The sequence below is a fragment of the Mesorhizobium sp. LjNodule214 genome (genome assembly GCF_964252735.1).
In the GTDB taxonomy this organism is placed as follows: Bacteria; Pseudomonadota; Alphaproteobacteria; order Rhizobiales; family Rhizobiaceae; genus Mesorhizobium.
In genome coordinates this window covers 347,731-372,213 of sequence record NZ_CAXUPE020000004.1, presented here as the reverse complement: position 1 = coordinate 372,213, position 24,483 = coordinate 347,731, and the positions used below count along the sequence as shown (strand labels likewise).

Genomic DNA, 24,483 nt, shown 5'->3' with positions numbered 1-24,483 from the left:
AGAGATGATGTCGAACGCTAACCGCGAAGCCCCTCCTTCCGCCGGCCGTGCCGGCATCAAGAGGGAATTGCCTGAGCACTTTAGGGACTATCGGCACGTCTGGGTTTTCATCGAACTGGAACGCAGCGAGGTCCATCCCGTGTCCTTCGAACTGCTTGGCGAAGGCCGCAAGCTCGCCGACAAGCTAGGCATCCAGCTTGCGGGGATCGTGCTTGGACCGCCGGGTGACGCGACGCAGCATGCCGTTGCCGAGGCCTTCGCTTACGGCGCCGACCTTGTCTACCTCGTCGAGGCACCGTTGCTTGCCGACTATCGCAACGAGCCTTTCACTAAGGCGATGACGGATCTGGTCAATACCCACAAGCCGGAGATCCTGCTTCTCGGTGCGACCACGCTCGGCAGGGATCTCGCTGGCTCAGTAGCGACGACCTTGCTGACAGGGCTCACTGCCGACTGTACCGAACTCGATGTAGATGTCGACGGTTCGCTCGCCGCGACCCGTCCGACTTTCGGCGGTTCCTTGCTATGCACGATCTATACGCTCAACTACCGGCCGCAGATGGCCACGGTACGACCGAGGGTTATGGCCATGCCACCGCGGACGGACAAGCCGGTCGGGCGTGTCATCCGGCACAAGCTGTCAATGACCGAGGAAGAGATCATCACCAAAGTCCTTGGCTTCAACCTCGATCGCCAATCGGCAAAGGCAAATCTCGCCTACGCCGACATCGTGGTTGCCGGAGGCCTCGGTCTCGGCTCAGCGGAGAATTTGCAGCTTGTGAAGAATCTAGCGCGGGCAATCGGCGCCGAATATGGCTGTTCGCGCCCGCTGGTCCAGAAGGGCTGGATGCCGGCCGATCGGCAGGTTGGCCAAACGGGCAAGACCATCCGGCCAAAGCTTTACATAGCGGCCGGGATTTCCGGCGCCATTCAGCATCGGGTTGGCGTGGAGGGGGCTGATTTGATCGTAGCCATCAACACCGACCCGAACGCCCCGATCTTCGACTTTGCCCACCTCGGCATCGTCACCGATGCAATCCGTTTCCTACCGGCATTGACGGAAGCTTTCACCCGGCGGCTGTCGCCGCACAGCCACGACAAGCTTGCGAGCTAAGGGAGAGGGCCATGATCGAGGAAGAATTCGACGCCATCGTCGTCGGGGCCGGTATGTCCGGAAACGCGGCCGCCTACACCATGGCAAGCCAGGGCCTGACGGTGCTGCAGTTGGAGCGCGGCGAATATCCGGGCTCCAAGAATGTCCAGGGCGCCATCATGTACGCCGACATGTTGGAGCAAATCATTCCGGATTTCCGGGATGATGCGCCTCTCGAGCGGCATCTGGTCGAGCAGCGATTCTGGGTGATGGACGACACCTCCCACACCGGGATGCAGTATCGATCGGACGATTTCAACGAGGCGAAGCCCAATCGCTACACGATCATCCGCGCCCAATTCGACAAGTGGTTTTCGCGCAAGGTGCGCCAGGCCGGCGCGACGGTGCTGTGCGAGACGACGGTGACCGAACTTGTCCGCAATGCCAGCGGCAAGGTGATCGGCGTGCGCACCGACCGGGCTGGCGGGCCGATCTACGCGGACGTCGTCGTGCTCGCAGAAGGTGTCAACGGACTGCTCGGTACACGGGCCGGCCTGCGCAAGATGCCGAAGCCAGAAAGCGTGGCGCTCGCTGTCAAGGAAATGCATTTCCTACCCGATGAGGTCATTGAGCAGCGGTTCGGCCTTCAGGGCGACGAAGGCTGCGTGATCGAAGCGGCGGGCACGATTTCCCGCAGCATGGCCGGACTGGCCTTCCTCTACACCAACAAGGAGTCGATCTCTCTCGGCATCGGCTGCCTCGTCTCCGATTTCGCCCAGACAATGGAGAGCCCTTACGTCCTCCTCGACGCCTTCAAAAACCATCCTTCGATCCGGCCGCTGATCGCGGGCTCGGAAGTCAAGGAGTATTCCGCGCATCTCATTCCCGAAGGTGGCTACAAGGCAATTCCGCAGCTCTTCGGCGACGGTTGGGTGGCGGTCGGTGATGCCGCCCAACTGAACAACGCTATCCACCGCGAGGGTTCGAACCTCGCCATGACTTCCGGCCGCATCGCGGGCGAGGCAATCATTGAGATCAAGGGCCGCAACCAGCCGATGATCAGGAGGAACCTCGCCCTCTACAAGACCCTGCTGGATAAGTCCTTCGTAGTCAAAGACCTGATGAAATATAAGGACATGCCGGCCCTGATACACACCAATTCCCGCAATTTCTTCATGACTTACCCGCAGTTGATGTCGCAGGCCGCGCAGAACTTCATGCGGGTCGACGGAACCCCAAAAATCGAGAAGGAAAAGGCGACCACTGCTGCCGTCATCAAGGCGCGTTCGCGCTGGGGGCTGATCAGCGATGTGGTCCGCCTGGCACTCGCGTGGCGCTGAAGGAGAAACAGGATGACGATGGCCGTGACGAAGTTACGTGTCGAGGAGAAGCTTTATCATAACCGCTATCTGGTCGATCCGGGCCGCCCGCATATCAAAGTGCGACCGCACGAGAGGCCGAGCGCGAACCTGCTCGCGCTGACACACATCTGCCCGGCTAAGTGCTATGAGTTGAACGACAAGGGACAGGTGGAGACGACTTCCGACGGCTGCATGGAATGCGGCACCTGTCGCGTGCTGTGCGAGGCCAGCGGTGAGATCGTATGGAATTACCCGCGCGGCGGCTTTGGCGTTCTCTTCAAGTTTGGATAACTGCCGCAAAGAGTGAGAAACGAGAGGCTCGCAATTGCGGTCAAGACCGCCAATATTGTTCACAATTGCCCGAAAAGCTGAAAATACTATGTTTCCGGAACTCGAAGTACAAAAAAGGGGTTGGGAGGAGCCACCTTGGACAACCCTTGAGGTGTTTGCATGGCTCACATGCTTCCAGAGCAGGTCGGTGAAATTGTATCTCGGAACACCCCGCCTGAACCTGCGGTCGAAGCGGCGCGCAATGCGGACAGCTTGCTCAGGGGAATCTACGAGATATCGAAGATTCTGACTGCCCCGACCCGGCTGGAGATTACGCTTGCCAATGTCGCGAATATCCTCTCCTCGTTTGTGCAAATGCGTCATGGCGCAATCGTCGTCCTGGACGCTGAAGGAGAGCCGCAGATTAGCGCAGCCACCGGCGGCACTGTGCCTCAATCAGCCGCCGGCCGCGTCATACCCCAGGCTGTAATAGACAAAATCGTCGCTACTGGAGTGCCGATCGTCATACAAGACACAAGCACGTCCGAGCTATTTCAGGCTGATCCTCAATCGAGCAGCGGCACGGTGGCAACTGCGTTTATCGGTGTCCCGCTAAAGGCTGAGGAAAAGATCTTCGGGACGCTGTCGATCGACCGCGTCAGGAACGGTACCACCAGGTTCCGCTACGAGGAGGACTTACGTTTCCTGGCCATGGTCGCCAATCTGGTCGGCCGGACCATCCGCCTGCATCGCACTTTGAGCACGGCTGGTCAGCGACTTATCGAGAAGCAACCGAGACCAGAGCAGCCGCTCGACGAGGACAGGACCCATTCGGCCCGACATCCGCATGTCAAGATCGACGGAATCATCGGAGAAAGTCCCGCGCTCAAGCAAGTGCTGGAGATCGTCTCGGTCGTGGCCAGGACCAATTCCACCGTGCTTCTTCGAGGCGAAAGCGGTACCGGCAAGGAGTTCTTTGCACAGGCCATCCATAAGCTTTCACATCGGAGGGAGAAATCCTTCGTCAAATTGAACTGCGCCGCACTGCCCGAAAGCGTTTTGGAATCGGAGCTCTTTGGCCACGAGAAGGGCGCCTTCACCGGGGCTATCCTGCAGCGCGCTGGCCGGTTCGAATTGGCAAATGGCGGAACCCTGCTGCTTGATGAAATCGGCGAGATTTCGCCTGCCTTTCAAGCCAAGCTGTTGCGCGTCTTGCAGGAAGGAGAACTGGAGCGGGTGGGCGGCACCAGGACCCTAAGAGTTGACGTGCGGCTCATATGCGCCACCAACAAGGACCTCGAGACGGCTGTCCGGAATGGAGAGTTCAGGGCCGACCTTTATTACCGCATCAATGTGGTGCCAATAGTCCTGCCTCCCCTCAGAGAACGACCGGGCGATATTCCACGCCTTGCGAACGCTCTCCTCGACCGATTCAACAAGGAGAACCATCGCGATCTTGGCTTCGCGCCGTCGGCGCTTGACCTGATGTCGCAATGCTATTTCCCTGGCAACGTGCGTGAGTTGGAGAATTGTGTGAGACGGACGGCCACACTTGCGCGTTCAACGACAATAACTGCGTCGGATTTCGCCTGCAAGAACAGCCAGTGCCTGTCTTCGCTTCTGTGGAAAGGAGTCGGCCGTTCGCACGGCGCCTATGCCGTCGACGAGTTCGCACGTGGCAATATGATGCCGGTTGGATCGCCGCTGCCTGCCATGCGAGTCGGCCCCTCCCAGAATGAGGCATCGCCCGGCGAGACCTGCGACCCCAACCATCCAGCTTGCCCAGCAATGAACCAGCGTCTGACGGAACGCGACCGGCTGATTGATGCGATGGAGAAAGCCGGCTGGGTTCAGGCCAAGGCGGCTCGTGTTCTCGGTCTCACGCCGCGGCAGGTCGGCTATGCTTTGCGCCGGCATCGTATCGGAGTGAAGAAGTTCTAAACGTCCCTGATGACATCAAACGTGGGGGCGCGGTTGCTGCCCTCACCGGGCGTAACTGAGACAAGACGGTACCTTTCGCGTTGCTTTTGACCGTTGTCGGCGACCTGACAAAACCGTGTCGCAGGAAACGGACACAATTGGACACAAAAGGCCGACGTAAAAGCCAACATGACGGATAAGACCGCTTTTGGGGTTGGCATATCTCTTGCGCTCTGAAGTGCGATGTTCACACCACGCACGGAGCCGCTCGATGTCCGCACCGATGATTTCGCTACAGGGCCTTTCCGGCACGACAGTCTTCGATCAGTCGCCGGCGAGAGCGAAATCCGGTGGCTGCGCATCTTCATCCTGCGGCTCCTCCGCGAAGCCGCACGAGATGGACTCGGCCGTCTGGGAGAAGATCAAGGATCATCCCTGCTTTTCAGAGGAAGCGCACCACTATTTCGCGCGCATGCATGTGGCTGTCGCCCCAGCCTGCAATATTCAATGCAACTACTGCAATCGCAAATATGACTGCGCCAACGAAAGCCGGCCTGGGGTCGTTTCGGAAAGGCTGACGCCCGACCAGGCGCTGCGCAAGGTGATCGGGGTTGCCAACGAAGTGCCGCAGCTTTCCGTGCTTGGCATCGCCGGACCGGGCGATGCCTGTTACGACTGGAAGAACACAAAGGCGACATTCCAACGGGTCGCCAAGGAAATCGCCGACATCAAGCTGTGCATCTCAACCAACGGGCTCGCGCTGCCAGACCGCGTCGCCGAGCTTGCCGAAATGAATGTCGATCACGTGACGATCACCATCAACATGGTCGACCCGCGGATCGGTGCCAAGATCTATCCGTGGATCTTCTATGACAACCGCCGTTATACCGGCGTTGAGGCAGCCACGATCCTGCACGAACGACAGATGTCGGGGCTGGAGATGCTGACGGCGCGCGGCATCCTCACCAAGATCAATTCGGTAATGATCCCCGGCGTAAACGATGAGCACCTGATCGAGGTGAATAAATGGGTCAAGGAGCGCGGCGCGTTCCTGCACAATGTCATGCCCCTGATTTCCGACCCGGCGCACGGTACGCATTACGGCCTGAGTGGGCAGCGCGGCCCCAAGGCAATGGAGCTGAAGGCCCTTCAGGATCGTCTCGAAGGCGGCGCCAAGTTGATGCGCCACTGCCGGCAGTGCCGGGCCGATGCTGTCGGCCTGCTCGGCGAGGATCGTGGCCAGGAATTCACGCTCGACCGGCTTCCCGACAAGGTCACGTACGACGCCAGCAAGCGCGAGACATATCGGGCAGTGGTCGCGCGCGAGCGGGGCGATCGCCTGGCGGCCAAGAGCGCGGCGCTCGGGATGGTCAAGACCGCAGGCTCCGGCAAATCGCTTCTGGTAGCGGTGGCGACCAAGGGTGGCGGCCGCATCAACGAGCATTTCGGCCATGCGAAGGAATTCCAGGTTTATGAGGCCTCGCCGAAAGGGATCAGTTTCGTCGGTCATCGCAAGGTCGAACAGTATTGCCTCGGCGGCCGGGCCGAGGACAAGAGCCTCGACGGCGTCATCTCTACGCTCGAAGGCGTAGACATCGTGCTGTGCGCGAGAATTGGAAATTGCCCCGAGGATCGTCTCAAGGAAGGTGGGATCCGAGCAACGGAGGCTTACGGTTATGACTACATCGAGACCGCGATCGGCGCGCTTTACGCCGCCGAGTTTGGGAGTGAGCCACTGGCTGCGACGGCCTGAGCCGCCTCATTCTAACTGAACCGGAGTTGAAAATGGCCTTTAAGATCATCGCTTCCCAATGCACCCAGTGCGGTGCCTGTGAGTTTGAATGCCCTTCGGGGGCGATTAAGTTCAAGGGCGAGACCTACGTGATCGATCCGAAAAAGTGCACCGAATGCGAGGGGACCTTCGAAACGCAGCAATGCGCCTCGGTATGTCCGGTGTCGAAGACTTGCGTCCCTGCCTGACCTCCATTTCGGCTACCGACACGGTCGAGGCGCCTCCGCAGCACCATTGACCTCCTGTTGCAAAGCTGCAGCCGAGAGAAAGGAACGGCCATGAGCCTCGGACGCGAACAGGACATCGAAATCCGTACACCCCCGCGATTCATGCCGGGTGAGCGGGTCCGCGCCACACGCCACATAAAAAATGACGGCACCTATCCGGGCAAGGAGATCGGTGAAAATCTGGTGCGCAAAGGCGACGAGGGCTATGTGCGCGACATCGGCACCTTTCTCCAGCAGTTCTACATCTATGCGGTCGAATGGGTCGATCGCGGCACCGTCGTCGGCATGCGTGCGCGTGAACTCATGAGCCTTGAGACGGCCCGGACTCCTTCCAATGCCGAAATCGGTGCTGGCTTTAACAAAGGAACGGCCCGATGAGGGTAATGATCCGCAGGACCGGTGCTGGCTTGTCGGCATATATTCCCAAAAAGGATCTCGAAGAGCCGATCATCAAGGTCGACAACGAACACTTATGGGGCGGGGCTGTGACGCTGAAGAACGGCTGGCGGTTAGTTCTGCCCGACCTTCCGTGGGACACGCCTTTGCCGATTACCGTCGAGGCAAGGAAGATTTCCGACGAGGACTGACCTTCGGGTTTACACAAAGAGAGCGGCAAAGGGATACGAGCATGAACACAATGACCTCGGGCCATCTCGTCGTCATTCGGGACAGTTTTGCCGAAAGGCAGCTTGACCTTTTGAAGAAAGCGCTCGCGGCCGATCAGGTCATTCCCTATCTCGGCCCGGGTCTGCTTGAGATCCGCTCCGCGGGACCGCCCGTACCGCATACCCCCGAAGCCGTTGCCGCAGCGCTCAACAAGCGCACGCCAGCCCCTTCGAAGATTCGCACCAACATGTGGTCGGTAGCGCAGTATATCGAACAGCGCCGGCACCGCCGGACGCTTCAAGTTTGGATGGCCGAAATATTCGCGGCCCCGGTGGTGCCGACGATCTTGCATGCCTGGCTTGCAACGCTGCCGCTCTCCGTGATCGTCGACAGCTGGTACGACGGTGCCATGCGCGCGGCTCTAATACAGACCCGCCGAACGGACGTCGTCGAAATACAGGGCGTAACACGGGCGCACGAGATCGGTGACATTTGGACGAAAGCCTACGATTTGTCCGGGATATTACTCGAATCCGCACCAGCGGCGAAGACGGTTCTCTACGCCCCTCACGGCGGTGCCAGGCCGGCCGCAAACTTCCTCGTCGCAGATTCCGACTACGTTGAAGTGCTGAGCGAAATCGACATCCAGACGCCGATCCCTGACCTGGTGAAGGAACGGCGAGCTAGCCGTGGTCTTTTCTTCATCGGCTGCCGCTTCAACGATCAGATGCTGCGCACCTATGCCCGGCAGATCATGAAGCGCTCCAATGGCCCACATTTTGCGGCAATCGATACAGCGACGCTGACCAAGAACGAGCGTCGTTTCCTTGCGGCAAGCGCAATCACGGTCATTGACATGCCGACGGGTCAGGCCGCAGCCCGTCTCGTCGGACTGGGCGAGACATTGCATGAAGCCAAACGGGGTATCGTTTGAGCCATTCTCAGACGCCTCACCATTGCCGAAAAGGTAAAACGGGCAATTGACTTCCGGGTTTTTCAACAACTCCGAGAGGCGCTCTGAAAAGCTACGACGGTTATTTCATTCGAGGCTGCAGCGGATATGGCATTCGATGCTGCGGATGAACACAGCGGCGACGGGCTTGAACCAGCCGAGCAGAGCATAGTCTGGCGCCAGGGTTGTCGCGGCGAGCGGTCGCAGCTGATCGGCTTCACTTGGCGGTAAAAGCTGTGGCACGGCGCGATGACCAGGGCCGGTTGGGGTCGATGCCAATCGAGCTAAGGCCAAGCGTGCTCACCGCATAGGCGGTCACCTGCCACTGCCATATAGGCGGTCACCTGCCACTGCCATCCCAGAGCGTCAGGATGATCGCGTTGCGCGACAGCTTGGCGCGCCGCAGACGCGAGCGATTGGTTCAGGGCAGCCCGCTTCGCCATCAACGAGACCCGCTGCTGCATGAGTTGTAAACGCCCGCACCACGGCGCCGCGAATCCGCGCTTGTGGCGCCATGACCTGAGGCGAGTGAGTTCGGCGCTAACAACGCAGACTGAACCAATCCGATCAGCCCGGCCCATGCCGGAGAGCACGGCGACCAATGCCGCCAGCTCCCCCACGCAGGGGGACACGATCCCGCCTGCGGCTAAGCGCGAGTTGAAAAGCATACGTCGACGCCCGCCATTTCCGCATGCACCGCCTTGGATAAGGCCTGCCTCGAGGCATGATGCGGGCCTGGTTGGCTTTCCTGTCGATGCCAGCTTCGTAAGCAGCGGCTCCGCGAGGTCGAGCAGTTCTAACTGGCGGCTTGAGTTGACGGCGCTCACGCACAGCCGTTCCAGGTGCGGCCGGTTATGCGGCCTTCCCCTTCCCATCTGGCTTGGGCAAGCTTCTGGGTGATCCTCTGCATCGCCGGTCGCAGAGAGGTCCGGTCTGCAACGTCAGCACAGGCCACTATTGCGGCCGCCTCGGGATGTATGCGTCCCTCTCATGAGCTTGCACCCGGTCGGACATGCAGTCCAACCTGGATGCGCGCTTCACATCAAGCCGCATGAAGGCGAAGAAAATCCTCATACGTCGCTTGCAACCCGGCACCAAGAGACGTTTTGGCTTTCCAGCCAAGGTTACGCAAGCGCGTTACGTCCAGTAGCTTGCGCGGAGTACCGTCTGGCTTCGTCGTGTCGAACACCAAATTGCCCTCCCAGCAGACCGCCGCCTTGACGAGTTCCGCCACCTCGCGAATTGTCACGTCCTCACCAACGCCAACATTAATCAGGGGCGCAGTGTCGGGGGCTGTCAAGGCGTCAAAATCCGAATCTGGCAGGCCAAGCAGGAACGCAATGGCATCGCCTACATCCGACGAATACATAAACTCTCGCCGAGGATTTCCGGATCCCCAGACCCCCACAGAGGAGTCGCCGTTCATTTTAGCTTGATGAAAGCGGCGTATCAGAGCAGGCAGAACGTGACAATTTTCGGGGTGATAATTATCGCCGGGACCATATAAATTGGTCGGCATCAACGCGAGATAGCGCGCCTTGTACTGCCGGTTGAAAGACCAGCACGATTCGACACCTGCGATTTTTGCCAAAGCGTAGGGACGATTCGTCGCTTCAAGCGGACCGGTGAGAAGGTATTCCTCCCGTATCGGCTGCGGACAGTCGCGTGGATAGATACACGAGGAGCCAAGAAAAATCATCCGTTCGACGCCGGAAGCGTAAGCGGCATCAAAAACACTGACTTGAATCGCGAGGTTGTTATGAAGGAAATCGACAGGGGAGCTAGCGTTCGCCAGTATACCACCAACCTTTGCGGCGCACATAACGACGTAATCTGGCCGCTGCGACATGAAGAACCTGCGCGTCTCGCTCCGGTCAAATAGATCCAGTTCGTCGTGAGTACGTGTTATTATCTCATAGGATCCTAACGCCTCGAGGGCTCTCATTGTGGCGGATCCAACAAGGCCGCGATGGCCTGCCACATAGACTTTCTTCATCTTTTTGTTTTCCATCGTTAACGCTCTGGGCGCTCCTTAAGAAGGCCACCATAGCACTGACAACAACCGAGCATGGCGCCGCCGTTGTCAGCATAACTCTCGTGGACTGTGTGAATAATAACCCTGCTTCATCAGCACTGCCTCACGCTCTGCCATGCGCAAATCTTCCCGAACCATCTCCCTAACCAATTCGATGAAGGAGATTTTGGGCTCCCACCCAAGTTTTTCTTTCGCCTTGCGGGCATCGCCGAGAAGTGTCTCGACTTCTGCAGGACGAAAATAACGGGGATCTACTTTTACGATCAGAGCTCCCGTCTTTGCATCGTACCCCTCTTCGTCGACCCCTTCCCCCACCCAACGAACATCGATGCCGAGTTCAGCGGCCGCGACGGTGACGAATTCGCGCACCGAATGTTGCTCACCGCTAGCGATCACAAAGTCTTCAGGTTGCTCCTGCTGCAGCATCAACCACTGCATCTGGACGTAGTCTCGAGCGTGCCCCCAATCGCGACGCGCATTAAGGTTGCCTAGGAATAGAGTGCGCTGCATTCCAAGCTTAATCCGAGTCAAGGCGCGTGTGATTTTGCGAGTTACAAATGTTTCTCCGCGCGCAGGTGACTCATGATTAAATAAAATGCCGTTACATGCATACAAATTGTAAGATTCTCGATAATTTACGGTGATCCAGTGAGCATACAATTTGGCAACAGCGTAGGGGGACCGGGGGTAGAACGGTGTCGTCTCGGTCTGTGGCGTTTCCCGCACCAGCCCGTAGAGCTCAGACGTCGAGGCTTGGTAGTAGCGCGTATGCTTGACGAGCCCCAGGATCCGAATTGCCTCGAGGATACGCAGCGCACCCAAGGCATCGGAGTTCGCGGTGTATTCTGGTTCTTCAAAGGAGACTGCAACGTGGCTCTGAGCTGCCAAATTGTAAATTTCGTCCGGCTGAACCAGTTGGATGACGCGCGTAAGGCTCGACGAGTCTGTCAAGTCCCCGTGGTGAAGTGTAAGATCAACGCCACTTTCATGAGGGTCATGATAGAGATGGTCTATACGGCCCGTATTAAAAAGAGACGATCGTCTCTTTATCCCATGCACAGAATAGCCCTTTTCTAAAAGCAATTCTGCGAGGTAGGAACCGTCTTGCCCCGTGACCCCGGTGATTAAAGCTACTTTTCTCTTTGACAAGCTTGAATCCTTTTGATTTTGACGCGCCCATGAAAACGCTCGCCTGCGGCGGGATTGCGTGGCGAGAAAGGGGCGTATTGGGCAGGGCGAACGGGGGCCTCTGCGCGAAGGCAAGGGAGAGTTCGAGCGGGATGCCAGCCTTTCATGGAGCCGGGGAACGTTCGAAAGAGTTGTCGATCAAGATCAAACGACGCGGGTCATTCAAATCGAATTCGACAATTCGTGGCACGAAGAGGCGGGCATAGCGGGTGAAGGCGCTAGTCGGAGGAAAGCGAATAACAGTGTCGCATCGACCGAGGAGATACATCTCAACGAGCGCGGAAACCCCCCCGTCGGTGCCCAGTGCTGCACTGTGTAAGGGGCCGGCCTGATCCGCCTGGAAGCGTTTTGGGACGGTGAAAAGTTCGGGAAATACGCCCGACAGGTGATCAACAACCTTGGCGCTGTCTGTACACAAGAACACCCTTACAGGTCTTGAATGCGGTTGCGCCTTGGCCATACGAATGGCAGTGCATACCTGCTCTAAGGCAACCTTCGGATCAGCCCAGTAAGGTGCGTGATCCATAATATCTTCGCCGTTGCCGTGGCGGACATGGACTCCAATTATGCTGTGCCCGTCAAAATGTTCCTGGTAGAGCGCTTCAATGCGATCCTCAATTTCGACCCTCGGTGCGATGCTCCTAAATATGGTTCGCTCGGCCTTTTCATCGCAGCGCCACATCAAGCAAGCATCACACACTACCGTGTTGGCTTCACAATCATCTTGGGCCTGGAAAAGATCGTTAAGCTCGTCACGTTCTTGGAAAATCTGTTCATCCGGACGGTACACGCAGTCGATGGATGGCTTGTTCCACCACGACGGGAAGAAGGGACCAGGGAATGAGACGTGGTTGATCTGGTCATCGCAAATGACCCGTACACCACCGATATCCTCAATTGGCTTGAAGAAAGCTGGAAAGGCATTCGCAAACGGGTTGTCAAGGTAACAAGAGCCGCGCCAATCTATTGCTAAAGCTCGTCCCGTCCGATGTGCGTAGTCCCAAGCCGACGCGAGAGACCACAGGCAATCACCGAGACCCGTGCGCCGTCGAGAAACAACGAACCGATCGTTCCTTGAGCGATCAACAAGCATCTAAATTGCCTCTCTCCAGAACACCACAAGCCTCAGCTTTGCTGCTGCGTTTGAGGCAAGCGCCTGCGCAATTCGGGGAAGATTGTCGTGCTGTGCCAATGCGATGTAGCTTGCGTCTGTCGCGCAAGTGCCTGGCCGCGATGGACGCGCGCCTGGGCTGGTCTTCGGCGCAGACCAGAAAATGCTCTTCGGAGCCAACGCAAACATCAACCACTTTCCTTAAGGCTGCTACATTCTTGAATTCTTTCTATGCATCGTGCCGTAACATCGGTAAAATCGTCTGTTTCGATGAAACGCATCCACGCCATGGATGGCTAGTGACATGGGTTCCAGAGCGTTGGCTGTGAACCCGCTCGCTGTGCTCGACGCACCGCTAACCCCAGCGGAACCTCACGGTGACAGCACGCAGCATCGACCTAAGTGAGCCGGCCATGAGCGCGGGCCGCGGCCACGAAGCTTCGACTGGGCCAGGTTCTGCATGGGAGCGCCACAAAGAAAGAGGCGATGCGTCGAGCTGTAAGCGAGCCTGAGCTCGCTTTCGAAGCGCTATGCCATCAACCCCAAGACGGTCGCGAAGTGGAGGAGCGGAGTTCGACCGCCGATCTGCCCACCGGCCCCAGGGAGCCGAGATCGAAGGTTCTGTCTGCCGTAGAAGAGGACCGTTGTTGTGGCCTTCCGCCGCAACACACTGCTGCCGCTGGACGATTGCCTCTACGGCCTTGCAGCCGACGATCCCGCATCTGACGCGCTCTTCATTGCACCGATGTCCTGCAGCGCAAGCATCGGCTTCTTCCACATTGATATTGCGGAGATCCCAACCGAACAGGGCAAGCTAAACATCAAGGCCTTTGTACCGCGGCACCGCCTGTCGCGAACCTTCGCGCCCCTCTGTCCCGCCGGCACCAAAGGAGACCGTCGCGGCGCCGTTGTTGCTAGATCACATTCAATTCCCTAAACGCCCGCCCTTCGGCGACACGGCTGTACCCAAACGCGGAGCAATCGACCGTGCGGTAGCCGCCATGCACGAGAAGCTCCGCCAGCGCCTTGCCGACCGCCGGCGCCTGCTGCAGGCCATGGCCGGAAAATCCGTTGGCGAAGAGGAAATTTTTCACCTTGGGGTGCGGCCCGATCACCGCGTTCTGGTCGAGCGTGTTGTAATCGTAGTGCCCGGCCCAGGCGCGGGTAGGCTTGATGGCCTCGAAGGCCGGAATGCGGGTCGCCAGCACCGGCCAAATCACCTCTTCGAACAGCGGCCAGTCGACCTCGAAATCGGTGGGGTCGGCCGGGCCGTCGCCTTCTTCCGGTTCGGCGCCGCCAGTGAGATAGACCGAGCCTTCCGGCCGGACATAGATGCCCGAGGGATCGACCAGCAGCGGCATGTCGGCATATTTCTCGCGCGCCTCGAAGACGAAGACGTTGCGCTTGCGCGGCTCGACCGGCAACACCAGCCCCGCCATGGCAGCCACCTTGCCGGCGTTCGGCCCGGCGGCGTTGACGACGATGCCGGCCTCCAGGGTCTGACCATTGTCGAGCGAGACGCCGGTGACGCGGTTGCCGTCGCGCGCAATGCCGGTGACAGAGGCGGCGATGAAATCGATCTTCTTGCCGCGCAGCGCCTTGCGGAACAGCGTCAGCATCGCATGCGCGTCGAACCAGCCTTCGCCGCTGCGGCCATAGGAGCCGCCAGATATACCTTCGGTCGACAGCCAAGGGAAGCGGCGCGTCAGCTGGTCCGCGTCCTCGAGCAGGATGTCGGCCCCCTCGGCGACCTGCGCTTCGTGATTGGCATTCAGGATCGGCAGCCCGTTCTCGCTAGCGAGAATGAGAAAGCCGCCTTCGCGGAAACCGATATCGGCATCGGTGCCGAACGTCTCCTTCAGCCGCCGGAACAGTTTCATGGTGAACTGCGACAGGCGGATGTTCTGCGGGATCGAGAATTGCTGGCGAATGGAGGCGCAGGACAACGTCGTTGCCGCGTGCGCGAACTGCGGATCGCGCTCGATCAGCGCGATCGAGCCGGAAAACCCTTCCTCGCGCAGATAGTAGCCGATCGAAGAGCCGACGATGGCTCCTCCGATGATAACGATGTCGTAACGCACTTTTTTGTCGCCTTTCCGGTAACCGCCCGTGTCGATCACACAGCCGTCAGCATGATGTCGAAGCGCGTGCCGCGGCGGGCGCGGGCCTAGCGAGTTGAAAAGGGTTGCCGGATGCGCTTGATCCAGCGGCGCTCACGCAGCTGCCGGTCCTGCCTCACGCAGCAAGTCGTCGGCTCTGTCCGTCTTCGTATCGCGGGCGACTTGGGTGTAATCGATGTGCGCATGGCTGGTACCCTCGTCCTGCTGGCTTTGTCATTTCGCGCTCTTCGCAAATGCTGTTTGGCGGCGGAACATAAAACGACACCAGATTTCTGCCGCCACTGATCTCGAAAGTTGTGATGAGCGTACCATTGACAGCGATTTGCGCTCGCAACGATTCCATGAATTTCTTTGAAGGATCTGTTGCAACGCTAAACAACAACGCAACGAGATTGGCGGGGTCCTGGTAAGACGGCAAGCTGGAACTGGTTGGCCAAGAGGGACGCGATCGGCGCACCTTTCCCCAGGCGACGTGCTAACTTGCATCGTGCACCTCATCCGCCATTTGCTAAATGTTTAGTCCCGGCATTTGCTGGAGCGGATTGAAAGTGAACGCTCGGGCTGGGAAGCCCATGCCTTCCAGATGAACTCGCAGGGCGTGAGGCCCTTGAGGGTCTTCAGCTTGCGGCCGAAATTGTAGGCCGCGACGAAGTCGGCAAGATGCCGACGCAGTTGGTCGCGATCGTCGTAGTGGAAGCGCTTGACGGTTGCGTCTTGATGGTCCGGTTCATTCTCTCGACTCTTCTCGCCGGCTGTCGCCGTCGACATCTGGCAATCGGCCGATGCTTGCCTGCAGACAGCGGTGGGAGCGCGTCAGATGCGGGACGTCGGCTGCAACGCGTAGAGGCAATCGTCGAGCGGCAGCAGCCTGTTGCGGCGGAAGGCCACAACAACGGTTTTCCTCGACAGACAGAACTGTCGGCTCCCTGGAGCCGGTGGACAGATCGGCGGTCGAATTCCGCTTCTCCACTTCGCGACCGTCTTGGGGTTGATGCCATAGCGCTCCGAAAGCGACCTCAGGCTCGCTTCACCTAGCCCATAGTGCGTCCTTTGAGTGGGACGAGAATGGCGAAATTTCTTTTCCGCGACATGCAAGCAAGAAGGCTTCAGCCAATGGCGGTTTTTCGATAATCGGCCGTGTCTATCCCATGTCGTTTCAGCTTGTCGTAGAAGGTCTTGCGGGGAACTCCCAGGACTTCGATCGTGCGCCTCACGTCGCCGCCGCATTCCTGCAAGGCATCGCGGATGACAGTCGCCTCATAAAGGCTGACCTTCTCGGACAAGTGGAGGCTTGATACCGCTTGTTCCTTTCGACCTGATGCAATGGGCGTGCCTAGCCTTTCAAGTCCCAATGCAACGCGATCGGCGAAATGCACGAGTTCACGGACATTGCCGGGCCAATTGTGGCTCACGAGGCGATCGCGCACGCCAGCGCTTATGTCCGGCACTGGCCTGCTGAAGCGTTTGGAGGCGCGTTCCAGGAAATGCCCAAAGAGCATCGGGATGTCTTCGCGCCTTTCGCGAAGCGGCGGGATGCGGAGCGTCACCACATTCAGCCGGAAATAAAGGTCTTCCCGGAAATCTCCGCGGGCGGCCGGATCGCCGAGATCGGCCTTGGTAGCCGACACGACACGAAGGTCGATGCTGCGGGTTTCGTTCGTGCCAAGCGGCGTGATCTGCCGGGTCTCAAGCACCCTCAGAAGCTTCACCTGGAGTGCTGGCGGCATCGACTCGATTTCGTCGAGGAAGAGCGTCCCTCCGTTCGAATGCTCGATGCGACCGGTCCTGCGCCTCTGCGCGCCAGTAAAGGCGCCTGCCTCGTGCCCGAAAAGTTCGCTATCGATGACGCTTTCGGGCAGCGCTCCACAATTCAGGGCAACGAAGGGCTTCGCGCGTCGTCTGCTCCAGCGGTGAAGCAGATCCGCGACCACTTCCTTGCCCGTGCCCGTCTCGCCTTCCACAAGGACATCCACATCGGTATCGGCGATCTGGCGGAGAGTTTCGCGCAATCGAATCATGGTCGGTGCCTCCCCGATCAGCGGGATATCGCCCGCAGATCGGACAACCGCATCCCTAAGACGTCTGTTTTCCAGGACCAGGCGCCGTTTTTCCGAAGCGCGATGCAGCGTCACGAGAAGCCGGTCGTTCGCATATGGCTTCGAGATGAAATCGTAGGCGCCATCCTTGATGGCGGCAACGGCCAGCTCGACGTCGGCATGCCCGGTGATCAGGACAACCGGAATTTCCGGGTCGATCGCCTTCACTCGCTCGAAGAGCTGAAGTCCGTTCAGCCCGGGCATACGGATGTCACTCACGACAGGGCCATCGAAGTTCCCGTCGATTCTGGCGAGTGCGGCCTCGGCCGAACCGAACACGCTCGGTGAGAACGAGGCAAGCTTCAGCATCTGCGTGGCTGCGCGAAGCACATCCTCGTCATCGTCAATAAAAATGACCGGTCCTGATTCAGCACTCATGCCGCTCGCCTCAGCTCGACCGTGAAGGAAGTCCCTCTCCCGTGGCCGGCATCATCATGCCGCAACGAGCCGCCGAGCTCGCGTGCGATCTCTTGCGAAATGACCAGGCCAAGACCGAGACCCTTTTCCTTGTTGGTAACGAACGGCATGAAGAGGCTCCTGCGAATGTCGGGGGCAAGGCCGGGGCCGTTGTCCCGAAGGGAAATAGCGACCATTTCCCCGTTTTCGGCGAGCGCTATCTCGACGCGGGGCTCCGGTTGATCCTTCAGAGCGTCAAGCGCGTTCTGGAGAAGGTTGACGAGTATCTGCTCCAGTCGCATGCGGCTTGCCATGACAATTGGAGACGGATCGATCCGCTTCCGTTCAATCGTCACCCCGGAATCGCGAATTCGGCCTGAAAGAAGCGACAGAGCGCCGTCGATCGCGTCGTCCGCCAGTATCGGTCCCATCGATCCGCTGGCGCGGCGGGAAAAGGACCTTAGCGTTTCAGTGATCGTGCCGATCCTGCCGGTCATGGCGACGATCGAGGTCAGATTCTCGGCGGTGTCTTGCGACCGGCCGATCCCTAGAAGACGCGCGGCATTTTCAGCATAGGTGCGGATTGCGGCGACCGGCTGGTTGATCTCGTGGGCGACCCCGGCAGTTATCTGTCCCAGGATTGACAAGCGGTTCGCCTGGGCGAGTTCGTCGCGCAGGCGACGCACTCTTGCTTCAGCGTTCTCTCGCTCGGCGATCTCACCGGCGAGCGCTGCGTTCGAGCTCTGGAGCTCCGCCGTGCGCAGTTCGACGCGATGCTCCAGTTCCGCATTCAGCAACACAAGCACTTCTTGCCGCTGCCGGGCCGCCCGCCGCCGTCGAACAATGATGAAAATGACGAATCCAACGAGAACGAGGGCAAGCAGCGTTGTCACGCGGGCTGTCATGACCGCCGAGGAGATCTCGGTGTCGGCGGGGATGAGCAACGACATGCGCCAGCCCGGAACTGCTTTGCCGAGATCCTGCGAAACCGCAACGAAACCGGCTGATCGACTCTCAGGAGTTGCGGTGACCAGGTTGTCGCCGCGGCGGGAAAGCGGCACCGGCTCGAAAGTCACGCCCAGTAGCTGCAGACGATCGCGAGCGGTTTGCTTCTCCTTTGCGGAAAGCGGTGAGAGAGCGCCAAAACGCCATTGGGGCACGCTCGTGGCAAGAACCACGCCTCGCTCATCGGTCGTGAAGACCACGAAGCCGCTCTCCAGCCAACGCGACTCGACGCGGTCGAGCTCCACCTTCACCACAACCACACCGAGCGGTCCCTCCGGCCCATCGACCCGGCTCGACAGATAGAGACCAGGGCGCGCGCTAACCGTGCCGAGCGCATATTGCATAGCCGCGCCATCCGCCATCGCCTCGGTGAAGTAGTGGCGAAAGCGGTAATCGCTGCCGACGAAACTGGTCGGCTCGCCGGCGTTGCTCGCAGCGACCGCAACGCCCTCAGGATTAATGATGTAGAGTATAGAAGAGCCGGCGTCGCGCGCGATGGCGCGAAGCTTCTCATCAAGCGCGGCTTCGTTGGCAGTGCTCGGACTGCGAAGCATCTCCTGAACGGCACCGTCGCGTGCCAGAACCAGCGGAATCATTCGCTGCTTCTCGATCTCTCCTTTCAAACTGTCGGCTGCAAGCGGGAACGCGGCAAGAGCACGGTCGCGTAGGGCATACTCTGCTCTGGTGCCGGCGATGCGTCCCGTTGCAAAGACGACGAAACAGAGCGCCGCACCAAGAATTGCAAGCAAACCACAAGCCAGAGAGATCGACCGCCGGATCTACCAGGGAAGACCAATGGGGCGCGCTGGAAGGCGCCATTACCCATGTCTTCTTCTTCTGCCATCGTATTCTTAAAACCGATCATTGACGAACCATAGTGCGGGGTTCCGCCAGAAGGGAAGGCGATCCGTGCGGAAAACCGCACAATCTTGCTGCGCGATTTGTTGAAGATACCTGAGGCTCCGGCGATTTCCGCGCTCTCTTGGCTTGGCACGGCTATTGCGGTCAACAACGCAGCAGCGTTCGACCGGGGCGCCGCGATGGGAGAAGCCGCGGGGAGGAACAGCCCGCCCCAAACCGGTCAGGGAGAGAAAACTTACATGTTGACCCCACTGGCTCCAAGCGTAAAGCGCGCACCCCGCAAGACCCTTTTTGCCAAGCCTTACGTGCAGGTGCTTGTCGCAATCCTGCTCGGAGTCGCGGTTGGCCATTTTTATCCGCAAATCGGAGAAAACCTGAAGCCGCTCGGCGATGCCTTCATCAAGCTCGTCAAGATGATCATCGCGCCCGTTATCTTTCTGACCGTGTCGACTGGAATTGCCGGCATGAGCGATCTTCAGAAGGTCGGCCGTGTTGCCGGCAAGGCGATGGTCTATTTCTTCACCTTCTCGACGCTCGCGCTTATCGTCGGCCTCATCGTCGGCAATGTCATTCAGCCTGGCGCCGGCCTCAACATCGATCTGACCTCGCTCGACGTCCAAGCCGTCAATGGCTATGCCTCAAAGGCCCATGAGCAGTCCGTGACCGGCTTCCTCATGAACATGATCCCGACCACGATTGTCGGCGCCTTTGTGGAAGGCGACATTCTACAGGTGTTGTTCTTCTCCGTCCTCTTCGGCATCGCGCTGGCGATGGTCGGAGAATCGGGCAAATCGGTTCTTTCCTTCCTTCAGGACCTCACTGCACCCGTTTTCAAATTGGTCGGCATCCTGATGAAAGCGGCGCCGATCGGTGCTTTCGGAGCAATGGCCTTCACGATTGGCAAATATGGCATCGGTTCGGTAGCCAACCTTGCCATGCTGGTCGGGACCTTCTATCTCACGGCCTTCCTCTTCGTATTCGGGGTTCTCGGTGCAGTCTGTCGCTACAATGGCTTCTCGATCTTTTCTCTTATCCGCTACATAAAGGAAGAGCTGCTGCTGGTCCTCGGAACGTCCTCCTCCGAGGCTGCGCTGCCCTCTCTCATGGAGAAAATGGAAAAGGCCGGCGCCAAGCGCTCGGTCGTGGGCCTGGTTATCCCGACCGGATATTCCTTCAATCTGGATGGCACCAATATCTACATGACCCTCGCGGCCCTTTTCATCGCGCAGGCGACGAATACGGATTTGTCAGTTGGCGATCAGGTCCTGCTGCTGCTCGTCGCGATGCTTTCCTCCAAGGGTGCAGCAGGTGTCACAGGTGCCGGCTTCGTCACGTTGGCCGCTACGCTCTCCGTAGTGCCGGCAGTTCCCGTTGCTGGAATGGCGCTGATCCTTGGCGTCGATCGCTTCATGTCGGAATGCAGGGCACTGACGAATTTGGTCGGTAACGCGGTGGCATCGCTCGTCGTCGCCCGCTGGGAAGGCGAACTGGATCAGGCGCAATTGAAAGCTGCATTCTGCGGCCACCAGCCTGCCGAGACATCAACCGGCCAGCCACTGATAACGCCCGCGCCGAGCAACTCGGCAGCATCGCTGCCGGTTGAATCGCCTGGCTGGTCCCAAACGCCGGACGATCGGGCCGCGGGTTCCAAACAAACTCTCGCGGGCCGATGAAATCAAGAATCCCGAAATGCAGTGGGTGCAAAATCATCTGCGCCTTGCGAAGGTCTTGCACCGGTCACGACACACAAGCCATCGATGATGCGCTTAATGCCTCCGAAGTTTGCGACGGTTCGTGGAACCGGGCGTGGAGCTCGATCGGAGCCGTCGGCACGGCTGAACAATTCGCCCACGCTCTACGTCTCGGCTTCTACCTCGCACCATGCCACGACAAGAATTCGGTAGCGAACAGGATCAATGCACGAATGACAGATTTTACTGAATCGACCTTTGCCGGGACTCTTGATGTCGTTTAATCAGACTCGAACAATGGCGAAGCGACCCATAATTGCTGATATCGCCCGGGAAGCCGGGGTTAGTGTTGCCACCGTTGACCGAGTTCTGAATGCCCGTCATCCGGTGCGGAAGGAGACTGCGCAGCGGGTCTTAGCGGCGGCACAGGCCATCGGATATCACGCCGCAGGTCTTATCAAGCAGCGCCTGCAGCCGGACCTGCCGCAATATCGGCTTGGCTTCATCTTGAGAAAACCGACTCACCACTTCTACCAGGGCTTCGCGCGTGAGGTCGAAGCGGCGGTCAACGCGGCGAAGTGCTTCCATGGCACTTCGCTCATCGAATTCGCGCCGTCGCACATGCCATGCGACCTTATTCCATTACTCAAGGAATTCGGAGCGCGCTGCCACGCGATCGCCATGGTGGCGCCGGACCATCCGGCGATCACGGCAGCCGTCCAAGAACTCAAGGCAAAAGGCATCCCTGTTTTCTCGCTGCTTTCCGATTTCGCCGAAGGTGTTCGTGAGGGTTATATCGGCCTCGACAACCGCAAAGTCGGGAGGACGACAGCGTGGATGCTTTCAAAGGTCGCAAGACGGCCGGGCAAGGTGGCGGTTTTTGTCGGCAGCCACCGTTTTCAGGGGCAGGAGCTGCGGGAGGTCGGCTTTCGCTCCTATTTCCGTGAGAATGCACCGGCATTCGAGCTGCTCGATCCGCTCGTGAACCTTGAGGCACGGCAGATCACCTACGAGGCCACGCTGGATCTCATGCAACGGGAACCCGAACTCACCGGCTTCTATGTGGCCGGCGGAGGTATGGAGGGAGCGATCTCCGCGCTCCGTGAAGAAGGCGAAAGCCGGGGTCTCGTCGCGATCGTTAACGAGATCACGCCGGAGTCACGGGCTGCACTCGCAGATGGCATGATCACGATGTCGGTCGCCACGCCCCAGCGCCTGCTTTGCCAGGAACTGATGACGCTGATGGCCCAGGCCATCAAGGTCGGCACTTCGGAGACGCTTGGGCAGACTTTTCTGCCGTTTGAGATCTATCTGCCGGAAAACATCTGAAAAACTGATAAAATACTATCATGAGAGCCTAATTTCCTTTCATTCATGAAAGAAAAACAGCGGGAGTTTGATTGACTCACCTGCCTCATTCCGGTCTCGTTTAACAACGAATGATTGCTGCGCGGCGGAAGCCAGTCAGCCGAGAACGACGACCCGCACTTCATGAAGAGAGAGGAAAGCTATGCGTCAAGCATCGCTCCGCTTTGCGATCGACCGCATGACGCCGCCCCATCTTGCCAGGGCCGCACTTGCTCGCGGCCCGGGCCTGACTGGCATCGACATTAGCTATCATCTCAATGGCAATTTCATTGCGCGCGAAAAGCCGGCTGCAGACGTCCGTCTTGCTAACGGATCAATCGTCACGACTATCTTCATCAACGCCTTTTCGTGTTTCAATGAATCCCCGCGTGCAAGGGCGAGGCGAGCAAACTCGTCGATTGTGCAGCGGCCTGCGGAGCGAAAACGCCGACGAATGCGATTCGCCAAGGACATCCACGCGCTGGACAATAGGCGCACTTGCCTCGGGCATCGATTTCATGGCGCGAGATGGATGATCACATGCAACACGATGCTCGCAACTCCGAGCAAAGTGCCAGGCAGATCTCGTCACGCTGCATATCGCTTCCAAAAATGAAAAGTCCTAATTCAAAGTCCGAGACGAATCACGTGGCCCCTAGTGTGCAGTTGCACGAGAGGGCGTCAGACATCTTCGAAGCATCGAAAGCACCCGCCGCCGCCTCTGGGCTCGAAGCCACGTTGGCCAACGTCCTCGACCTCCTGCCATCGTTGGTGCAGGTGCGGCACGGCATCATCTCGCTCAGCGACAGGTCCGGCATACCAGACATGACCGTCGGGGCCGGCTGGAGCGAAGGCAGTGATGAGCGCTGCCGGAAGCATCTGCCACGGGGGGCGATCGACCAGATCATGACGACGGGCATGGCACTGGTGGCCGAGAACATAGCGTTGGAACCGGCCTTCAACGCCACCGACAAGGACGTGCTCGGGGCGTCCGAAACCATGGAAGTGTCGTTCATCGGCGTACCCATTCGCGTCGATGCGAACGTCGTGGGCACGTTGACCATCGACCGCATCCTCGACAACAAATCAGGTTCCCTCCTCGAATACGACCTGCGCCTCCTCACCATAATCGCCAATCTGGTTGGGCAGACAGTGAAGCTGCATCGCCTGTTCGCCTCCGACCGCGAGCGACTGATGGCCGAGAAAATCCGGATGCAAAAGCAATTCGGCGAGCTCAGGCAGCCTGGGCATGAGGGCAAAAGGGCTCATCTCAAGGGGATCATTGGCGACAGCCCGGCGCTTCGCGGGCTGCTTGAGAAGGTCGCGTTAGCAGCCAGGTCCAACAGCACCGTTTTGCTGCGCGGGGAATCCGGGACCGGCAAGGAGCTGGTCGCCAAGGCCGTTCACGAGCTGTCGGGGCGCGCCAAACGGCCGTTCATCAAGCTCAATTGCGCAGCGCTCCCTGAGACAGTCCTGGAATCCGAACTGTTCGGTCACGAAAAGGGTGCCTTTACCAGTGCATTCAACTCGCGCAAGGGGCGCTTTGAGCTCGCTGACAAGGGAACCCTGTTTCTGGACGAGATCGGCGAGATTTCGGCCTCGTTCCAGGCAAAGCTGCTGCGCGTGCTGCAGGAGCAGGAATTCGAACGCGTCGGCAGCAACCAGACGATTAAGGTCGACGTTCGCGTGATTGCCGCTACGAACAGGAACCTGGAAGACGCTGTTGCAAGGAACGAGTTTCGCGCCGACCTTTATTATCGCATCAGCGTTGTTCCCTTGCTGGTGCCGCCATTGCGCGAAAGGCGCGGTGATATTCCGCTCCTTGCCGCTGAGTTTCTCAAGAATTTCAACAACGAGAACGGCCGTATGATGGTCTTCGATGCGAGTGCGACTGAAGTGCTGATGAACTGTGCTTTTCCCGGAAATGTCCGCGAGCTTGAAAATTGCGTGCAGCGGACAGCGACCCTCGCAGCGGGAACGTCAATCGTCAGAAGCGACTTTGACTGCTCACACGGCCGATGCCTTTCCGCGATGTTATGGAAGCACGCGTCTACGGAGACTTCGCCGAAATTCGAGGCGATCGCACCATCGCCACTAAACCCGGCCATGAAATCATCTGGTGCCTTTGCATCGCCCGCCGTTGCGACCCCGCCTGTTGACAGCGAGCAGGCACTGCCAGCGCCTGATCGGATAGGCCTCGTGAGCGACGGGAAGCTGACCGATCGCGAGCGTCTCATCGCGACGATGGAAAGATCCGGCTGGGTACAGGCAAAGGCAGCGCGCCTGCTTGGATTGACGCCGCGCCAGATTGGCTACGCGCTGAGGAAATACGGTATCGAGATCAAGTGTCTCTGAACGGGCTGTCGAACTTTCGATATGTGGGGGCCGCGCGACAGAGCGAGCGAGGCGAAT

Annotated in this window: 18 protein-coding genes and 2 pseudogenes; 13 read left to right on the top strand and 7 right to left on the bottom strand. The window is 59.0% G+C overall.

The genetic code is table 11. From position 1 onward, the window contains the following. Positions 1 to 7 precede the first annotated feature (7 nt). From ACSQ3Z_RS33355 to ACSQ3Z_RS33315, 9 genes are all read left to right on the top strand, one after another. Positions 8 to 1,114, top strand: coding sequence for an electron transfer flavoprotein subunit alpha/FixB family protein (locus ACSQ3Z_RS33355; protein ID WP_069093273.1), 1,107 nt, complete (start codon positions 8 to 10; stop codon positions 1,112 to 1,114). Positions 1,115 to 1,125: 11 nt separating this feature from the next. Further along, positions 1,126 to 2,433 (top strand): FAD-dependent oxidoreductase, encoded by a 1,308-nt coding sequence (locus ACSQ3Z_RS33350; protein ID WP_069091045.1) that lies wholly within the window; start codon positions 1,126 to 1,128, stop codon positions 2,431 to 2,433. Between the two features lie 12 nt (positions 2,434 to 2,445). Next, entirely contained in the window at positions 2,446 to 2,745 is a 300-nt protein-coding gene (locus ACSQ3Z_RS33345) for a ferredoxin family protein (protein WP_436175404.1), read from the top strand. Between the two features lie 159 nt (positions 2,746 to 2,904). Then, positions 2,905 to 4,665 carry a nif-specific transcriptional activator NifA gene (gene nifA / locus ACSQ3Z_RS33340; protein WP_436175403.1) on the top strand — a complete coding sequence of 587 codons (1,761 nt, stop codon included), beginning with the start codon at positions 2,905 to 2,907 and terminating at the stop codon, positions 4,663 to 4,665. A gap of 250 nt (positions 4,666 to 4,915) precedes the next feature. Then, the gene (nifB, locus tag ACSQ3Z_RS33335; protein WP_436175402.1) at positions 4,916 to 6,397 is read left to right on the top strand and encodes a nitrogenase cofactor biosynthesis protein NifB; all 1,482 of its coding nucleotides are present in this window, start codon (positions 4,916 to 4,918) and stop codon (positions 6,395 to 6,397) included. A 32-nt stretch (positions 6,398 to 6,429) separates the two neighbouring features. Next, the gene (locus tag ACSQ3Z_RS33330; protein ID WP_010913566.1) at positions 6,430 to 6,624 is read left to right on the top strand and encodes a 4Fe-4S binding protein; all 195 of its coding nucleotides are present in this window, start codon (positions 6,430 to 6,432) and stop codon (positions 6,622 to 6,624) included. A 90-nt stretch (positions 6,625 to 6,714) separates the two neighbouring features. After that, positions 6,715 to 7,041, top strand: a complete 327-nt coding sequence (locus ACSQ3Z_RS33325) for a nitrogen fixation protein NifZ (RefSeq protein WP_436175401.1) — start codon at positions 6,715 to 6,717, stop codon at positions 7,039 to 7,041. Next, a complete protein-coding gene (gene nifT / locus ACSQ3Z_RS33320; protein ID WP_069091042.1) occupies positions 7,038 to 7,250 on the top strand; it encodes a putative nitrogen fixation protein NifT in 213 nt (70 codons plus the stop codon). The genes ACSQ3Z_RS33325 and nifT overlap by 4 nt, the downstream gene beginning before the upstream one ends. A gap of 41 nt (positions 7,251 to 7,291) precedes the next feature. Continuing rightward, a complete protein-coding gene (locus ACSQ3Z_RS33315) occupies positions 7,292 to 8,203 on the top strand; it encodes an SIR2 family NAD-dependent protein deacylase (protein WP_006333887.1) in 912 nt (303 codons plus the stop codon). A 1,060-nt stretch (positions 8,204 to 9,263) separates the two neighbouring features. Here the strand turns inward: ACSQ3Z_RS33315 and ACSQ3Z_RS33310 are convergent. The 3 genes from ACSQ3Z_RS33310 to ACSQ3Z_RS33300 all read right to left on the bottom strand — a co-directional run bounded on the left by ACSQ3Z_RS33310 (position 9,264) and on the right by ACSQ3Z_RS33300 (position 12,537). Next, positions 9,264 to 10,232, bottom strand: a complete 969-nt coding sequence (locus tag ACSQ3Z_RS33310) for a GDP-L-fucose synthase family protein (protein ID WP_027033168.1) — start codon at positions 10,230 to 10,232, stop codon at positions 9,264 to 9,266. Between the two features lie 72 nt (positions 10,233 to 10,304). Continuing rightward, complete coding sequence (gene gmd / locus ACSQ3Z_RS33305) at positions 10,305 to 11,405, bottom strand: GDP-mannose 4,6-dehydratase (protein WP_027033167.1); 1,101 nt, start codon at positions 11,403 to 11,405, stop codon at positions 10,305 to 10,307. Positions 11,406 to 11,547: 142 nt separating this feature from the next. Further along, positions 11,548 to 12,537, bottom strand: a complete 990-nt coding sequence (locus ACSQ3Z_RS33300) for a nodulation protein NodZ (protein ID WP_436175400.1) — start codon at positions 12,535 to 12,537, stop codon at positions 11,548 to 11,550. A 462-nt stretch (positions 12,538 to 12,999) separates the two neighbouring features. Here ACSQ3Z_RS33300 and ACSQ3Z_RS33295 point away from each other — a divergent pair. Beyond that, positions 13,000 to 13,304, top strand: a pseudogene (locus ACSQ3Z_RS33295) (IS481 family transposase); the annotation flags it as partial. 165 nt (positions 13,305 to 13,469) lie between these two features. Here the strand turns inward: ACSQ3Z_RS33295 and ACSQ3Z_RS33290 are convergent. The 4 genes and pseudogenes from ACSQ3Z_RS33290 to ACSQ3Z_RS33275 all read right to left on the bottom strand — a co-directional run bounded on the left by ACSQ3Z_RS33290 (position 13,470) and on the right by ACSQ3Z_RS33275 (position 18,921). Continuing rightward, positions 13,470 to 14,636, bottom strand: coding sequence for an NAD(P)/FAD-dependent oxidoreductase (locus ACSQ3Z_RS33290; RefSeq protein WP_436175399.1), 1,167 nt, complete (start codon positions 14,634 to 14,636; stop codon positions 13,470 to 13,472). Positions 14,637 to 15,183: 547 nt separating this feature from the next. Next, positions 15,184 to 15,704, bottom strand: a pseudogene (locus ACSQ3Z_RS33285) (IS3 family transposase); the annotation flags it as partial. Between the two features lie 77 nt (positions 15,705 to 15,781). Then, positions 15,782 to 17,149, bottom strand: coding sequence for a sigma-54-dependent transcriptional regulator (locus tag ACSQ3Z_RS33280; RefSeq protein WP_436175398.1), 1,368 nt, complete (start codon positions 17,147 to 17,149; stop codon positions 15,782 to 15,784). After that, positions 17,146 to 18,921: a sensor histidine kinase gene (locus ACSQ3Z_RS33275; RefSeq protein WP_436175397.1), complete on the bottom strand. Its 1,776-nt coding sequence runs from the start codon at positions 18,919 to 18,921 to the stop codon at positions 17,146 to 17,148. Before ACSQ3Z_RS33275 ends, ACSQ3Z_RS33280 begins: the two co-directional genes overlap by 4 nt. A 351-nt stretch (positions 18,922 to 19,272) precedes the next feature. Here ACSQ3Z_RS33275 and ACSQ3Z_RS33270 point away from each other — a divergent pair, with 351 nt between their 5' ends. The 3 genes from ACSQ3Z_RS33270 (at position 19,273) to nifA (ACSQ3Z_RS33260) (ending at position 24,426) form a co-directional block, all read left to right on the top strand. Then, on the top strand, positions 19,273 to 20,706 hold the full coding sequence (locus ACSQ3Z_RS33270; RefSeq protein WP_096453579.1) for a dicarboxylate/amino acid:cation symporter: 1,434 nt from the start codon (positions 19,273 to 19,275) through the stop codon (positions 20,704 to 20,706). Between the two features lie 315 nt (positions 20,707 to 21,021). Further along, positions 21,022 to 22,053, top strand: coding sequence for a LacI family DNA-binding transcriptional regulator (locus tag ACSQ3Z_RS33265; RefSeq protein WP_010913552.1), 1,032 nt, complete (start codon positions 21,022 to 21,024; stop codon positions 22,051 to 22,053). 546 nt (positions 22,054 to 22,599) lie between these two features. After that, positions 22,600 to 24,426 (top strand): nif-specific transcriptional activator NifA, encoded by a 1,827-nt coding sequence (gene nifA, locus ACSQ3Z_RS33260; protein WP_436175396.1) that lies wholly within the window; start codon positions 22,600 to 22,602, stop codon positions 24,424 to 24,426. Positions 24,427 to 24,483: the final 57 nt, after the last annotated feature.